Origin of the sequence: Enterobacter sp. 118C5 (genome assembly GCF_034107645.1) — a bacterium.
Classification (GTDB): domain Bacteria; phylum Pseudomonadota; class Gammaproteobacteria; order Enterobacterales; family Enterobacteriaceae; genus Enterobacter; species Enterobacter nematophilus.
Genome location: NZ_JAWNEU010000001.1, coordinates 1 through 14,618, shown reverse-complemented (window position 1 = coordinate 14,618; position 14,618 = coordinate 1). Strand labels below are relative to the sequence as shown.

The window sequence follows — 14,618 nt, the reverse complement described above, 5'->3', positions numbered from 1 at the left end:
TCATTTGGTTGCAGCGGCGGCATTTTGCCCCACATCGGATACAAAAGGCAATACTTTGCAACGCACCGGGTCATTTTCTTTTTTCTAACTGGCTGATTTCTCGACGCTACCCTGAGAGTAAACTGCGGCGATAGCACTATTTGCTAAAATTTCGTCCCGCCACCAGGCGCTGGCCAGCCCGGCGGTTTGCTCGTTCCAGCCCACCCATACCGACTCGTTGCTGCTTTGAGCAAGTACCTGTTTTTCAACAAGCGCACCGCTATCAATAAAGCGCTGCGCCAGATAGCGCGGCAAATAGCCGCAGCCCAGGCCGCTAATTTGCAGCTCCAGCTTGGTTTTAAAGTCAAAAACGGTAATGGCCTCCTGCTCATCCAGCAGCTGCGAGGAAACTGCACATTCGGGGCGCGAGCTGTCCCCTACGACTATTGCGCGGTACCCCTTAATGACGCGACGGTTAAGAGGCTCAGGCTCCTGAGCCAGTGGATGATGGGGCGCCACGGCAAATACCTGCTCCAGCACGCCCAGGCGGGCGAAACCAAAGTCACTCAGTTGTGGAGGCTCGTGCAGAGCACCGACAAAGATGTCCGCCCTGCCCTGGGTTAAGGCATCCCAGGAGCCGCCCAGCACGCCGTTGATGAAAATCAGCCGGGTAACGCTGTGATGCTGATAAAACGCTTCAATGAGCGGCGTCAGTAGAGAAAACGGAAAGGTATCATCCACGCCAATCACCAGCTCGTTCTCCCATCCCTGATGGAGCTTGACGGCCTGCTTTTCCAGCTCGCGAACGGTGTGCAGAACGTCACGGCCTTTTTCCAGCAGCATCTGCCCGGTGCGGGTAAACCGCGCGCGGTGCCCGGAGCGATCGAGGATCTGAATATTGAGATCGCTTTCCAGTTTTTGAACGGTGTAGCTCAGCGCCGAAGGGGTTTTGTAGAGCTTTGCCGAGGCAGCCGCAAAGCTCCCCTCTTTTTCCAGTGCATCCAGAATAATAAGAACATCCAGCAGCGGTTTCATGCTCGCCCCCTTCTGGTGTGCGATTGTCTCCGCTGCGGGGCTTATTCCATGGGCATCACCAGCGGATCGGGATACTGATACTCAAACCCCAGCTCATGGCAAATGCGATTGCCATCAACAATTTTGCCTTTACTTTCGTTCTTTGCCTCACCAAAAACCGGCGGAGCCAACCCAAGCTGGCGTGCCATGAGCGGGTAAAACGTGCTGCGCGCCGGATGAGACGGTGCACATATATTATAGATGTGTCCGCCTTTTGGAGCCTGTAAGAGTAGCTCAATCGCGCCAATAACATCTTCAAGATGCACAAGATTCACGCCATGCTGACCGTCTGGTGCCGTCTTTCCGGCAAAGAAGCGCCCCGGATGACGCCCCGGGCCAACCAGCCCCGCCAGACGAACGATATCGACCTGCGTGCCGGGAAGGTTATGCAGCCAGTCTTCCAGCTCTTTCAGGACCTGACCGCTCGCGGTTACGGGGCGGCGCTCGGAACTCTCTTTCACCACGCCCTCGGCATCGCCATAGACCGACGTCGAGCTGGTAAAAATAATGCGCGGGACGTGATGCGCCAGCGCGCTGTCGACAATCTCCTGCATCGCCTGCAGGTAGAATGATTCTCCCGGACCGCTGCGCCGCGCGGGTAGCGTAATCACCAGAGCATCCACGTTCATCAGCGTGTCCAGATCGTCCGCATCACACACCAGCTCCGGCTCCAGACGCAGTTCAACGCCATCAATACCGCACATGCGCGCGGCCTCTACCCCATCCGCCGTGGTTTTGCTCCCGGTCACCTGCCAGCCTTTCGCGGCTAATGACATCGCCAGCGGCATTCCCAGCCATCCTAAACCGACAATCGCGACCTTTTTCATGTGAATTCTCCTGACTCTCACTCGTCATTCATAAGGCTACGCCAGCCCGGCAGAACACACAATTCATAGCATCAATATGAAATGAATTAATGATCAAAAAAAGCCCTTGCAATATGTCGTACAACTGGTTTAGGTTAAAAGACATCAAATGAATAAGCATTCATCGAGAATTTATATGACACGCGTTCAATTTAAACACCACCATCATCACCATCATCCTGACTAGTCTTTCAGGCGATGTGTGCTGGAAGACGTTTGGATCTTCCAGTGGTGCATGAACGCATGAAAAAGCCCCCGGAAGATCTTCTTCCGGGGGCTTTTTTTTGGACCAAATTCAGACAGGTTAAAACAGGTTAACGAGGAATAAAGAATGTTAGATAACTCACGTTTACGCATAGCTATTCAAAAATCAGGCCGTTTGAGTGACGATTCACGCGAACTGCTGGCCCGCTGCGGGATCAAAATCAACCTGCATACCCAGCGCCTGATTGCTCTGGCTGAAAACATGCCGATCGACATTCTGCGCGTGCGTGATGACGATATTCCAGGCCTTGTGATGGACGGCGTCGTTGACCTCGGCATCATCGGTGAAAATGTGCTGGAAGAAGAGCTGCTGACCCGCCGCGCGCAGGGTGAAGACCCGCGTTACTTCACCCTGCGTCGTCTGGACTTCGGCGGCTGCCGCCTGTCGCTGGCAACGCCGGTCGATGAAGCGTGGGACGGCCCGGCCGCGCTGAACGGCAAACGTATCGCCACCTCTTACCCTCACCTGTTGAAGCGCTATCTCGACCAAAAAGGCGTACAGTTCAAGTCCTGCCTGCTGAACGGCTCTGTTGAAGTGGCGCCGCGTGCGGGCCTGGCGGACGCCATCTGTGACCTCGTCTCCACCGGTGCCACCCTGGAAGCGAACGGTCTGCGCGAAGTGGAAGTGATTTACCGCTCTAAAGCCTGCCTGATTCAGCGCGACGGCGAGATGGCCGACGCCAAGCAGCAGCTCATCGACAAACTGCTGACCCGTATTCAGGGCGTGATTCAGGCGCGTGAATCGAAATACATCATGATGCACGCCCCAACCGAACGTCTGGAAGAGGTCATCGCCCTGCTGCCGGGCGCTGAGCGCCCAACCATCCTGCCGCTGGCGGGCGATCAGCAGCGCGTGGCGATGCACATGGTGAGCAGCGAAACCCTGTTCTGGGAAACCATGGAAAAACTGAAGGCGCTGGGCGCAAGCTCCATCCTGGTGCTGCCAATTGAGAAGATGATGGAGTAATGGCCATGAGCTTTAACACAATCATCGACTGGAATACCTGTAGCGACGCGCAGCGGCGCGAGCTGCTGATGCGCCCGGCGATTTCCGCCTCTGAGAGCATCTCACGCACCGTGGCGGAGATCCTGGATAACGTCAAAGCCCGTGGCGATGACGCCCTGCGTGAATACAGCGCGAAATTTGATAAGACGGAAGTCGGCGCATTACAGGTTACCGAGCAGGAAATCAGTGATGCCAGCAATCGTCTGGGTGACGACATCAAGGAGGCGATGGCCGTCGCGGTGAAAAATATTGATACTTTCCACACCGCGCAGAAGCTGCAGACCGTGGATGTCGAAACCCTGCCCGGCGTACGCTGCCAGCAGGTCACGCGCCCGGTTGAGTCAGTGGGGCTTTATATCCCTGGCGGTTCAGCGCCGCTGTTTTCGACCGTATTAATGCTCGCCACGCCGGCGCGTATCGCCGGATGCCAGAAAGTGGTGCTCTGCTCACCGCCACCGATTGCCGACGAGATCCTCTATGCGGCGAAGCTGTGCGGCGTGCAGGCGGTCTATAAAGTGGGCGGCGCGCAGGCGATTTCTGCCCTGGCGTTCGGTACGGAATCCATTCCTAAAGTCGACAAAATCTTTGGCCCGGGCAACGCCTTCGTGACCGAAGCCAAGCGCCAGGTCAGCCAGCGTCTCGACGGCGCGGCCATCGATATGCCTGCCGGTCCGTCTGAAGTGCTGGTCATTGCCGACAGCGGCGCAACGCCGGACTTCGTCGCCTCCGACCTGCTTTCACAGGCGGAGCACGGCCCGGACTCGCAGGTCATCCTGCTGACGCCGGATGCCGATATGGCGAAACGCGTGGGCGAAGCCGTTGAGCGCCAGCTTGCCGACCTGCCCCGCGCCGACACGGCACGCCAGGCGCTAGCGGCCAGCCGCCTGATTGTGGCGCGCGATCTGGACCAGTGTATTGCCATCTCAAACCAGTACGGCCCGGAGCACCTGATTATTCAGACCCGCAACGCGCGCGATCTGGTCGATAGCATTACCAGCGCCGGCTCGGTGTTCCTCGGCGACTGGTCACCGGAGTCCGCGGGGGATTACGCCTCCGGCACCAACCACGTGCTGCCGACGTATGGCTACACCTCTACCTGTTCCAGCCTGGGGCTGGCGGATTTCCAGAAACGCATGACCGTGCAGGAGCTGTCCCGCGAGGGGTTTGCCTCGCTTGCTTCGACCATTGAAACCCTGGCCGCTGCCGAGCGCCTGACCGCCCACAAAAATGCCGTTACGCTGCGCGTTGCAGCCCTGAAGGAGCAAGCATGAACATTGAAGAGTTAGCCCGCGAAAATGTCCGTCGCCTGACGCCTTACCAGTCCGCGCGTCGTCTGGGCGGAAACGGGGACGTCTGGCTGAACGCCAACGAATTCCCCACGGCGGTGCAGTTTGAGCTGTCGCAGCAAACGCTGAACCGCTATCCTGAGTGTCAGCCAAAAGCGGTAATTGAAAACTACGCGCAGTACGCGGGTGTGAAGCCAGAGCAGGTGCTGGTCAGCCGCGGCGCGGATGAGGGTATTGAGCTGCTGATCCGCGCGTTCTGCGAGCCGGGCAAAGACGCGGTGATGTACTGTCAGCCCACGTACGGGATGTACAGCGTCAGCGCGGAAACCTTCGGCGTGGCGTGCCGCAACGTGCAGGCGCTGGAGAACTGGCAGCTCGATTTGCAAGGCATTGCCGACAATCTCGACGGCGTAAAAGTCGTGTTTGTCTGCAGCCCAAATAACCCAACCGGGCAGATTATCAACCCGCAGGATATCCATACCCTGCTGGAGATGACGCGCGGTAAAGCGCTGGTGGTCGCGGACGAAGCCTACATCGAATTCTGCCCGCAGGCGACGCTGACGGGCTGGCTTAAAGAGTATCCGCATCTCGTTGTGCTGCGTACGTTATCAAAAGCCTTCGCCCTCGCGGGCCTGCGCTGCGGGTTTACGCTGGCGAATAAAGAGGTTATCGACCTGCTGCTGAAAGTGATCGCCCCGTACCCGCTCTCAACGCCGGTTGCCGATATTGCGGCACAGGCGCTGACGCCTCAGGGCATCAATGCAATGCGCGAGCGCGTGGCGCAAATCCTAGAGGAACGCCAGTATCTGGTGACTGCCCTGAAGGATATCCCCTGCGTGGAGCAGGTGTTCGACTCGGAAACCAACTATATCCTGGCGCGCTTCACCGCCTCCAGCGCCGTATTTAAATCTTTGTGGGATCAGGGCATTATCTTACGAGACCAGAATAAACAACCTTCCCTGAGCGGCTGCCTGCGCATTACCGTCGGCACCCGCGCAGAGAGCCAGCGCGTGATTGACGCCCTGAAAGCGGAGAAAGTATGACCCAGAAGATCCTTTTCATCGATCGTGACGGCACCCTTATTTCGGAGCCACCAGCCGATTTCCAGGTCGATCGATTCGACAAGTTGGCTTTTGAACCGGACGTGATCCCGGTGCTGCTTAAGCTGCAAAAAGCGGGCTATAAGCTGGTGATGATCACCAATCAGGACGGTCTGGGTACCGACAGCTTCCCGCAGGCAGACTTTGACGGCCCGCATAACCTGATGATGCAGGTGCTGACCTCTCAGGGCGTGGTATTTGATGAAGTGCTGATTTGCCCGCACATGCCGGCCGACGAATGCGACTGCCGTAAGCCAAAGGTGAAGCTGGTTGAGCGCTATCTGGCTGAAGATGCGCTGGATAAAACCAACAGCTACGTCATCGGCGATCGCATCACCGATATTACGCTGGCGGAAAACATGGGCATCGCGGGGCTGCGCTACGATCGTAACGACCTTAACTGGGCAAAGATTGGCGAGCAGCTGACAAAACGCGACCGCTATTCCCACGTTGAGCGCAACACCAAAGAGACGCAGATTGATGTGAAGGTCTGGCTGGACCGTGAAGGCGGCAGCAAGATCCACACCGGCGTCGGTTTCTTTGACCATATGCTGGACCAGATTGCCACCCACGGCGGTTTCCGCATGGAAATCGCGGTAAAAGGCGACCTCTACATTGACGATCACCACACCGTAGAAGATACCGGCCTGGCGCTGGGCGAAGCCCTGAAGCTGGCGCTCGGCGACAAGCGCGGCATCAACCGCTTCGGCTTCGTCCTGCCGATGGACGAGTGCCTGGCACGCTGCGCCATGGACATCTCCGGTCGTCCGCACCTGGAATACAAAGCTGATTTCACCTACCAGCGCGTGGGCGATCTCAGCACCGAAATGGTGGAGCATTTCTTCCGTTCTCTGTCCTACACCATGGGCCTGACGCTGCACCTGAAAACCAAAGGCAAAAACGATCACCACCGCGTGGAGAGCCTGTTTAAAGCCTTTGGCCGCACCCTGCGCCAGGCGATCCGTGTTGAAGGTGATGCCCTTCCCTCATCGAAAGGAGTGCTCTGATGAACGTGGTGATTCTGGATACCGGATGCGCCAACCTCAACTCCGTAAAATCGGCCATCGCGCGCCACGGCTATGAGCCCGTGGTCAGCCGCGATCCGGACGTGGTGCTGCGCGCCGACAAACTGTTTTTACCGGGCGTGGGAACCGCACAGGCAGCGATGGACCAGATTCGCGAACGCGATCTGATCGATTTGATCAAAGCCTGTACCCAGCCGGTGCTGGGGATTTGCCTGGGCATGCAGCTTCTTGGCCGCCGCAGCGAAGAGAGCAACGGAGTTGACCTGCTGGGCATTATCGACGAAGACGTGCCGAAAATGACTGACCACGGCCTGCCTCTGCCGCATATGGGCTGGAACCGCGTTTACGCCAAAGCGGGCGACCGGCTGTTTCGCGGCATCGAAGACGGCGCGTACTTCTACTTCGTGCACAGTTACGCCATGCCGGTGAACGTCAACACGATCGCCCAGTGCACTTACGGCGAGGCGTTTACCGCGGCGGTGCAGAAAGACAATTTCTTCGGCGTGCAGTTTCACCCGGAACGCTCTGGCGCCGCAGGCGCGCAGCTGCTGAAAAACTTCCTGGAGATGTGATGATTATTCCCGCTTTAGATTTAATCGACGGCACGGTTGTCCGCCTTCACCAGGGCGATTACGGCCAGCAGCGCGACTATGGAAACGACCCGCTGCCGCGCCTGCAGGACTATGCGGCGCAGGGAGCTGAAGTGCTGCACCTGGTTGACCTGACCGGAGCGAAAGATCCGGCTAAACGCCAGATCCCGCTGCTCAAAAAGCTGGTTGCCGGCGTGGATGTCCCCGTGCAGGTTGGCGGCGGCGTACGTACCGAAGACGACGTGGCGGCTCTGCTGGACGCGGGCGTGGCGCGCGTGGTGGTAGGGTCAACTGCCGTGAAAGATCCTGACACCGTGAAAGGCTGGTTCCGCCGCTTTGGTGCCGACGCCCTGGTGTTGGCGCTGGACGTTCGCATTGACGAGCAGGGTAACAAGCAGGTTGCAGTCAGCGGCTGGCAGGAAAACTCCGGCGTGACGCTGGAAGAGCTGGTCGATATCTATCTGCCCGTTGGCCTGAAGCACGTGCTGTGCACGGATATCTCCCGCGACGGAACGCTGGCGGGCTCCAACGTCTCGCTGTATGAAGAGGTCTGCGCGCGTTATCCGCAGGTTGCGTTCCAGTCTTCTGGCGGCATTGGTGATATAGACGACGTGGCCTCGCTGCGCGGTACCGGTGTACAGGGCGTAATTGTGGGCCGGGCCCTGCTGGAAGGTAAATTTACAGTGACGGAGGCGATTCAATGCTGGCAAAACGGATAATTCCTTGTCTTGACGTGCGCGATGGTCAGGTCGTGAAAGGCGTGCAGTTCCGCAACCACGAGATCATTGGTGACATCGTCCCGCTGGCAAAACGCTATGCCGATGAAGGCGCAGACGAGCTGGTCTTTTATGATATCACCGCTTCCAGCGATGGCCGCGTCGTCGATAAAAGCTGGGTGGCACGCGTGGCGGAAGTGATTGATATCCCATTCTGCGTGGCGGGCGGGATTAAGTCCGCTGACGACGCCGCCAAAATTCTCTCTTTTGGCGCCGACAAAATTTCCATCAACTCCCCTGCTCTGGCCGAGCCAGAGTTGATTACACGCCTGGCCGATCGCTTTGGCGTGCAGTGTATTGTGGTTGGGATAGACACCTGGTTCGACGCCGCGACCGGCAAGTACCACGTCAACCAGTACACCGGTGATGAAAGCCGCACACGCGTCACCCAGTGGGAAACGCTGGACTGGGTGCAGGAAGTGCAGAGGCGCGGCGCAGGTGAGATTGTGCTGAACATGATGAACCAGGACGGCGTGCGTAACGGCTATGACCTGGAGCAGTTGAAGAAAGTACGCGCGGTCTGCCACGTTCCGCTGATTGCCTCCGGCGGCGCGGGCACCATGGAGCATTTCCTGGAAGCCTTCCGCGATGCGAACGTGGACGGTGCCCTTGCCGCCTCCGTGTTCCACAAACAGATTATCAATATTGGCGAGTTAAAAACGTTCCTGGCCGACCAGGGCGTGGAGATCAGGGTATGTTAACAGAGCAACAACAGGCGCAGCTGGACTGGGAAAAAACTGACGGATTACTGCCGGTGGTTGTACAGCATGCCGTCTCAGGCGAAGTGCTGATGCTGGGTTATATGAACCAGGACGCGCTGGCAAAAACGATCGACAGCGGCAAAGTGACGTTTTTCTCACGCACGAAACAGCGCCTGTGGACCAAAGGGGAAACCTCGGGTCACTTCCTGAACGTGGTCAGCATGACGCCTGACTGCGATAACGACACCCTGCTGGTGCTGGCAAACCCAATCGGCCCGACCTGCCATAAGGGCACCAGCAGCTGCTTCGGCGAAGCGGGCCACCAATGGCTGTTTCTGTATCAGCTGGAACAACTGCTGGCAGAGCGTAAAACGGCGGATCCTGAGAGCTCCTATACCGCGAAGCTGTATGCCAGCGGGACTAAGCGTATTGCGCAGAAGGTGGGCGAGGAAGGCGTTGAGACGGCGCTGGCCGCGACCGTACATGACCGGGAAGAGTTGACGAATGAAGCGTCGGATTTGATGTATCACCTGCTGGTGCTGCTGCAGGATCAGGAGCTGGATTTAACGGCGGTGATTGAGAATCTACGTAAACGGCATAAATAAAAAACCGGGGTTTATCCCCGGTTTTTTTAATCAGTAAATCAGGCTGTTGGTTTGTAGTTCCGCAATGCGTTACGCCCCAGAACCACACCAGAACCAATCATTCCGCCCAGCAGCACGGCAAGAACCAGAATAACCGCTTTCTTAGGACTATCGCGACGAACGGGCAGATCCGGCTTCATTACGTAACGGTAGACGTGGATAGTGTCCGGGTTTACGTTCAGATTTTGGATATCCAGCAAGTTTTGTCTGGTCTGATAGTAAGCCGCAGAAAAGACCAGCGGACGAGAGGCTTCGTTTTGAATCATCGACTTCAGCCCCTCGCTTCCCAGCAGGAACATCGTCTCCTGCGTCACGTCCTGAGTTTGCTGAATTTGCGGGGAGGAGATTTTCGCCGCTTCAGCGTTCTTCAGCGCCTCAACGATCTGCTTGATACGCAGATCTTTCTGCTCCTGTGCGACTTTCTCCTGGTTTACCAGGGAATCATTAAGGGTTTTAACCTGCTCCTTAATATTGTCCTTAAGGTCAAGGGCAAGTTCTTTTGCCGTCTGTTCATCAACCTGCTGAATGTACTGCGCCAGCTGCTTTTGCGCAGCTTCTGCAGATGTACTGGTATAGGAGACGCTTAAAGGCAGAGTTTGCCCTTTCACAGCTGGCTCAATAGTCAGTTTTTCTGGCTCTTCCTGATTTTCAAGCGCCTGCGATAATGCCGAGAAAGAGGCATTAAAACGGTCAATCGCGCGCGTTTGAATGTCCAGCATTGAAGGGGCAGCGCTGCCGTAGAGGATGTTCAATGCGTTTGAGTAGGTCGCTATCTGGGCCGCGTCAGGCTGGGCAATAATCGCGCTTGAGGTCCACTTCTCTTTCGCAACAGACAGATAACCAATAGCCAGGGCAATAAAAACAACAACAAACGTTGCTATCATCCACTTTCCACGCCACAGCTGTAGCACTAAATCAAGTAAATCAATTTGCTCAGGCTCATTGCTTCGGCTGACCTGGCTATTGTTGTTTTGCGTCATACAATCCCTAACTGATGAAAAAGGGCAAACATAATTATGTTTGCATAGTGTATATATTGCTGTGGATTTTTCTATAAGAATCCGATGAGTTATATCGGAAAGATGCGTTATGTAACTCGCCTCCCTTCGCGCTATCATAGACACCATGTGATGCGTTGTCGCATCTGCAAGAATCTGGGTTTATGAGGGAAGATATGAAATTTCTGGTAACGGGCGCAGCTGGTTTTATCGGTTCTAATGTCAGTAAACGCCTACTTGAGGCCGGCCATCAGGTTGTCGGTATTGATAACCTGAATGATTACTACGACGTCAATCTGAAGCTGGCGCGTCTGGAACGGCTACAGTCTGAACGTTTCACCTTCCACAAGATGGAATTAGCTGACCGGGAAGGGATGGCAGCGCTTTTCGCCGGTGAGAAGTTTGATCGGGTCATTCATCTGGCCGCACAGGCAGGCGTACGCTACTCCCTGGAAAACCCGCACGCCTATGCGGATGCCAACTTAATTGGCCATCTCAACGTGCTGGAAGGTTGCCGCCATAACAACGTTCAGCACCTGCTTTATGCCTCCTCAAGCTCCGTGTATGGCCTCAACCGCAAAATGCCGTTCTCCACTGACGATTCAGTGGATCACCCCGTTTCACTGTATGCCGCGACCAAAAAAGCCAATGAACTGATGTCGCATACCTATTCGCACCTGTACAACTTGCCGACCACCGGACTGCGCTTCTTTACAGTATACGGTCCGTGGGGACGCCCGGATATGGCGCTGTTTAAGTTTACTAAGGCGATGATCGAAGGCAAAAGCATCGATGTCTATAACTACGGCAAGATGAAGCGCGACTTCACCTACATCGATGATATCGCTGAAGCGATTATTCGCCTGCAGGATGTTATCCCACAGCCTGACGCAGGCTGGACCGTTGAGACCGGCTCACCGGCAACCAGTTCAGCACCTTACCGGGTTTACAACATCGGTAACAGTTCGCCAGTAGAGCTGATGGACTACATTACCGCGCTGGAAGACGCGCTGGGGAAGAAAGCCGAGAAAAATATGTTGCCGCTCCAGCCGGGCGACGTACTGGAAACCAGCGCCGACACGAAAGCGCTCTATGAGGTGATCGGTTTTAAACCTCAAACCTCGGTTAAAGACGGCGTGAAGCACTTCGTTGAGTGGTACCGCGAATTTTACAAAGTCTGAAAATAAAAAACCCGGCAAATCAGCCGGGTTTTTTATTTTAACGAAAGAAAATTAGTCGCTACCGAAGAGATCGCGGGTATAGACTTTGTCAGCGACGTCAGCCAGTTCTTCGGCCATGCGGTTCGAGATGATGACATCCGCTTCCTGCTTAAAAGCATCCAGATCGCGGATTACGCGGGAATTGAAGAACTGATCTTCCTGCATGGCCGGCTCATAGATAATAACCTCTACGCCTTTCGCCTTGATGCGCTTCATGATTCCCTGAATGGAAGAGGCGCGGAAGTTATCGGAACCACTCTTCATGATCAGACGATACACGCCGACCACTTTCGGCTGGCGCGCAAGAATAGAATCGGAGATGAAATCTTTACGCGTACGGTTAGCATCAACAATCGCCGATATCAGGTTATTCGGCACAGCCTGGTAGTTTGCCAACAGCTGCTTGGTATCTTTTGGCAGGCAATAACCGCCGTAGCCAAATGACGGGTTGTTGTAGTGGTTACCAATACGCGGGTCGAGGCAAACCCCTTCAATAATCTGGCGGGTATTCAGTCCCAGACTTTCTGCGTAGCTGTCTAGCTCATTGAAGTAAGCGACTCGCATTGCCAGGTAGGTATTTGCGAAAAGCTTAATCGCCTCCGCTTCGGTGGAGTCTGTGAACAGCACCGGAATATCTTTCTTCACCGCGCCTTCCTGAAGCAGCGCGGCGAAGCGTTCAGCACGCTCAGAGCGTTCACCAATAACGATACGGGAAGGATGCAGGTTATCGTAAAGCGCTCTCCCCTCACGCAGGAACTCTGGCGAGAAGAAGATATTATCAATACCAAACTTTTCTTTGATGGACTGGGTAAAGCCGACAGGAATAGTTGATTTAATAACCATCACCGCATCAGGATTGATCGCAATAACATCTTTGATAACCGCTTCTACGGTTGAGGTGTTGAAGTAATTGGTTTTTGGATCGTAGTCAGTAGGCGTCGCAATGATGACGTAGTCCGCATCGCGGTATGCATCTTCTTTATCCGTCGTGGCGCGGAAATTCAGCGGTTTATTGCTGAGATAGTCCTGGATTTCTTTGTCAACAATCGGCGATTTCTTCTGATTAAGCATATCCACTTTGGCCTGCACGATATCCAGCGCAACCACTTCATGGTTCTGAGCAATCAGAATGCCGTTAGAAAGACCGACATACCCTGTTCCGGAAATTGTTATTTTCATTCGCTAATGACTTCTTTTAGTTAACTGTATTGATGGCCGGCAGACCATCGCGATAAACATAACTGTTGGGCTTTGTACCTCCTGGCAAACAGCACTGTCAAGGCAAACCAGGAGTAATCACAACGAGCGGGATGAGATTCAGACTACTTCGAATAATGCGCGGCATTTTTTGCATAAAAAAACCCGGAGACAGGCTCCGGGTTGATGTTATTACGAGGGCTTAACTCATTCCATCCATTCGGTATGGAACACGCCTTCTTTATCCGTGCGCTTGTAAGTGTGCGCACCGAAGTAGTCACGCTGTGCCTGAATCAGGTTGGCAGGCAGAACGGCAGCACGATAGCTGTCATAGTATGCCACCGCAGCGGAGAAGGTTGGAACCGGGATACCGTTCTGGACTGCGTAGGCAACCACGTCACGCAGCGCCTGCTGATATTCGTCCGCAATCTTCTTAAAGTACGGTGCCAGCAGAAGGTTAGCGATGCCCGCGTTTTCAGCATAGGCATCGGTGATTTTCTGCAGGAACTGCGCACGAATGATGCAACCCGCGCGGAAGATCTTCGCGATCTCGCCGTAGTTCAGGTCCCAGTTGTTCTCGTCAGACGCCGCACGCAGCTGTGAGAAGCCCTGCGCGTAGGAGACGATTTTACCTAGGTAAAGGGCGCGACGAACTTTCTCGACGAACTCAGCTTTGTCACCGGCTGGTTTAGCCTGAGGGCCGGAAAGCACTTTTGACGCTGCAACGCGCTGCTCTTTCAGAGAAGAGATATAACGCGCAAAGACGGATTCGGTGATCAGAGACAGCGGCTCGCCCAGATCCAGAGAGCTCTGGCTGGTCCATTTACCGGTACCTTTGTTGGCTGCTTCATCCAGAATCACATCAACCAGGTATTTACCCTCTTCATCTTTTTTCGTGAAGATATCTTTGGTGATGTCGATCAGATAGCTGTTCAGCTCGCCTTTGTTCCACTCGGTAAAGGTTTCAGCCAGCTCTTCATTGGAGAGGTTCAGGCCGCCTTTCAGCAGGGAGTATGCCTCTGCAATCAGCTGCATATCGCCGTATTCGATGCCGTTGTGCACCATTTTGACATAGTGACCCGCACCGTCCGGACCGATATAGGTCACACACGGCTCGCCATCTTCAGCCACGGCTGCGATTTTAGTCAGGATTGGCGCAACCAGCTCGTACGCTTCTTTCTGACCGCCAGGCATGATAGATGGACCTTTCAGCGCGCCCTCTTCACCACCGGAAACACCGGTACCAATGAAGTTGAAGCCTTCAGCGGACAGCTCACGGTTACGACGAATGGTGTCCTGGAAGAAGGTGTTACCGCCATCAATGATGATGTCGCCTTTTTCGAGGTAAGGCTTCAGGGAGTCGATAGCTGCATCGGTACCTGCGCCCGCTTTCACCATTAACAGGATACGACGAGGCGTTTCCAGAGACTCAACGAACTCTTTCACCGTATAGAAAGGAACCAGCTTTTTGCCAGGATTCTCGGCAATCACTTCTTCGGTTTTATCACGGGAGCGGTTGAAAACGGAGACGGTATAACCACGGCTTTCGATGTTGAGCGCCAGGTTGCGCCCCATCACTGCCATACCGACAACGCCGATCTGTTGCTTGGACATTACATACTCCTGTCAGGTGTGGTCACTGTCGGGTAACCCCGACAGATATAATTTGCAAGAATCTTAACTCATAAATCAGGAACAGAGGTAGGCATTTGTGGCCTTGATCACGCATGACGACACAAAACGGGATATATTAAATCCCTATAAAGCATGCAGGTATATTTTATTTGTAAATGAACTAAATCACAACAGATAACAAACTCTATTATATATTATGTTTTTTATTAATTGCTTTTTGATAAAGTTCAACCGTTTTATTATACATTGCATTGAAT

At 54.8% G+C, this 14,618-nt stretch carries 15 protein-coding genes and 1 other annotated feature; of the genes, 10 read left to right on the top strand and 5 right to left on the bottom strand.

Annotated features, from left to right (window positions below; genetic code table 11):
• Nucleotides 1-84 precede the first annotated feature (84 nt).
• Both UTO39_RS00075 and UTO39_RS00070 read right to left on the bottom strand, forming a co-directional pair.
• Nucleotides 85-1,014, bottom strand: coding sequence for a LysR substrate-binding domain-containing protein (locus UTO39_RS00075; RefSeq protein WP_061097708.1), 930 nt, complete (start codon nt 1,012-1,014; stop codon nt 85-87).
• Nucleotides 1,015-1,055: 41 nt separating this feature from the next.
• Complete coding sequence (locus UTO39_RS00070; RefSeq protein WP_320726148.1) at nt 1,056-1,880, bottom strand: SDR family oxidoreductase; 825 nt, start codon at nt 1,878-1,880, stop codon at nt 1,056-1,058.
• A 175-nt stretch (nt 1,881-2,055) separates the two neighbouring features.
• Between UTO39_RS00070 and hisL the strand changes: the two genes are divergently transcribed.
• From hisL to hisIE, 9 genes are all read left to right on the top strand, one after another.
• On the top strand, nt 2,056-2,106 hold the full coding sequence (hisL, locus tag UTO39_RS00065) for a his operon leader peptide (RefSeq protein WP_001364200.1): 51 nt from the start codon (nt 2,056-2,058) through the stop codon (nt 2,104-2,106).
• Nucleotides 2,082-2,205, top strand: a sequence feature (His leader region). It overlaps the preceding gene by 25 nt.
• A 45-nt stretch (nt 2,206-2,250) precedes the next feature.
• Nucleotides 2,251-3,150: an ATP phosphoribosyltransferase gene (hisG, locus tag UTO39_RS00060; RefSeq protein WP_003859492.1), complete on the top strand. Its 900-nt coding sequence runs from the start codon at nt 2,251-2,253 to the stop codon at nt 3,148-3,150.
• A gap of 5 nt (nt 3,151-3,155) precedes the next feature.
• Nucleotides 3,156-4,460 carry a histidinol dehydrogenase gene (hisD, locus tag UTO39_RS00055; RefSeq protein WP_320726147.1) on the top strand — a complete coding sequence of 435 codons (1,305 nt, stop codon included), beginning with the start codon at nt 3,156-3,158 and terminating at the stop codon, nt 4,458-4,460.
• Complete coding sequence (gene hisC / locus UTO39_RS00050; RefSeq protein WP_320726146.1) at nt 4,457-5,518, top strand: histidinol-phosphate transaminase; 1,062 nt, start codon at nt 4,457-4,459, stop codon at nt 5,516-5,518. Before hisD ends, hisC begins: the two co-directional genes overlap by 4 nt.
• Entirely contained in the window at nt 5,515-6,582 is a 1,068-nt protein-coding gene (hisB, locus tag UTO39_RS00045; RefSeq protein ID WP_151413150.1) for a bifunctional histidinol-phosphatase/imidazoleglycerol-phosphate dehydratase HisB, read from the top strand. Before hisC ends, hisB begins: the two co-directional genes overlap by 4 nt.
• A complete protein-coding gene (gene hisH / locus UTO39_RS00040) occupies nt 6,582-7,172 on the top strand; it encodes an imidazole glycerol phosphate synthase subunit HisH (protein ID WP_151413151.1) in 591 nt (196 codons plus the stop codon). Before hisB ends, hisH begins: the two co-directional genes overlap by 1 nt.
• A complete protein-coding gene (hisA, locus tag UTO39_RS00035) occupies nt 7,172-7,909 on the top strand; it encodes a 1-(5-phosphoribosyl)-5-[(5-phosphoribosylamino)methylideneamino]imidazole-4-carboxamide isomerase (protein ID WP_320726145.1) in 738 nt (245 codons plus the stop codon). The genes hisH and hisA overlap by 1 nt, the downstream gene beginning before the upstream one ends.
• Nucleotides 7,891-8,667, top strand: coding sequence for an imidazole glycerol phosphate synthase subunit HisF (gene hisF, locus UTO39_RS00030; protein ID WP_320726144.1), 777 nt, complete (start codon nt 7,891-7,893; stop codon nt 8,665-8,667). Before hisA ends, hisF begins: the two co-directional genes overlap by 19 nt.
• Nucleotides 8,661-9,272 (top strand): bifunctional phosphoribosyl-AMP cyclohydrolase/phosphoribosyl-ATP diphosphatase HisIE, encoded by a 612-nt coding sequence (gene hisIE / locus UTO39_RS00025; RefSeq protein ID WP_151413153.1) that lies wholly within the window; start codon nt 8,661-8,663, stop codon nt 9,270-9,272. Before hisF ends, hisIE begins: the two co-directional genes overlap by 7 nt.
• A 38-nt stretch (nt 9,273-9,310) precedes the next feature.
• Here hisIE and wzzB read toward each other — a convergent pair whose 3' ends face one another.
• The gene (wzzB, locus tag UTO39_RS00020; RefSeq protein ID WP_320726143.1) at nt 9,311-10,291 is read right to left on the bottom strand and encodes an LPS O-antigen chain length determinant protein WzzB; all 981 of its coding nucleotides are present in this window, start codon (nt 10,289-10,291) and stop codon (nt 9,311-9,313) included.
• Nucleotides 10,292-10,485: 194 nt separating this feature from the next.
• Between wzzB and UTO39_RS00015 the strand changes: the two genes are divergently transcribed.
• Entirely contained in the window at nt 10,486-11,490 is a 1,005-nt protein-coding gene (locus tag UTO39_RS00015; protein ID WP_320726142.1) for an NAD-dependent epimerase, read from the top strand.
• Between the two features lie 51 nt (nt 11,491-11,541).
• On the opposite strand, the gene ugd is transcribed toward UTO39_RS00015, so the two are convergent.
• Together ugd and gndA are read right to left on the bottom strand one after the other, a co-directional pair.
• Nucleotides 11,542-12,708, bottom strand: a complete 1,167-nt coding sequence (gene ugd / locus UTO39_RS00010) for a UDP-glucose 6-dehydrogenase (protein ID WP_320726141.1) — start codon at nt 12,706-12,708, stop codon at nt 11,542-11,544.
• A gap of 225 nt (nt 12,709-12,933) precedes the next feature.
• Complete coding sequence (gene gndA / locus UTO39_RS00005) at nt 12,934-14,340, bottom strand: NADP-dependent phosphogluconate dehydrogenase (protein ID WP_028013772.1); 1,407 nt, start codon at nt 14,338-14,340, stop codon at nt 12,934-12,936.
• Nucleotides 14,341-14,618: the final 278 nt, after the last annotated feature.

Coding starts and splice junctions, on each gene's coding strand:
- UTO39_RS00075 (WP_061097708.1), bottom strand. CDS start 1,014: ATGAAACCGCTGCTGGATGTTCTTATTATTCTGGATGCACTGGAAAAA.
- UTO39_RS00070 (WP_320726148.1), bottom strand. CDS start 1,880: ATGAAAAAGGTCGCGATTGTCGGTTTAGGATGGCTGGGAATGCCGCTG.
- hisG (WP_003859492.1), top strand. CDS start 2,251: ATGTTAGATAACTCACGTTTACGCATAGCTATTCAAAAATCAGGCCGT.
- hisD (WP_320726147.1), top strand. CDS start 3,156: ATGAGCTTTAACACAATCATCGACTGGAATACCTGTAGCGACGCGCAG.
- hisC (WP_320726146.1), top strand. CDS start 4,457: ATGAACATTGAAGAGTTAGCCCGCGAAAATGTCCGTCGCCTGACGCCT.
- hisB (WP_151413150.1), top strand. CDS start 5,515: ATGACCCAGAAGATCCTTTTCATCGATCGTGACGGCACCCTTATTTCG.
- hisH (WP_151413151.1), top strand. CDS start 6,582: ATGAACGTGGTGATTCTGGATACCGGATGCGCCAACCTCAACTCCGTA.
- hisA (WP_320726145.1), top strand. CDS start 7,172: ATGATTATTCCCGCTTTAGATTTAATCGACGGCACGGTTGTCCGCCTT.
- hisF (WP_320726144.1), top strand. CDS start 7,891: ATGCTGGCAAAACGGATAATTCCTTGTCTTGACGTGCGCGATGGTCAG.
- hisIE (WP_151413153.1), top strand. CDS start 8,661: ATGTTAACAGAGCAACAACAGGCGCAGCTGGACTGGGAAAAAACTGAC.
- wzzB (WP_320726143.1), bottom strand. CDS start 10,291: ATGACGCAAAACAACAATAGCCAGGTCAGCCGAAGCAATGAGCCTGAG.
- UTO39_RS00015 (WP_320726142.1), top strand. CDS start 10,486: ATGAAATTTCTGGTAACGGGCGCAGCTGGTTTTATCGGTTCTAATGTC.
- ugd (WP_320726141.1), bottom strand. CDS start 12,708: ATGAAAATAACAATTTCCGGAACAGGGTATGTCGGTCTTTCTAACGGC.
- gndA (WP_028013772.1), bottom strand. CDS start 14,340: ATGTCCAAGCAACAGATCGGCGTTGTCGGTATGGCAGTGATGGGGCGC.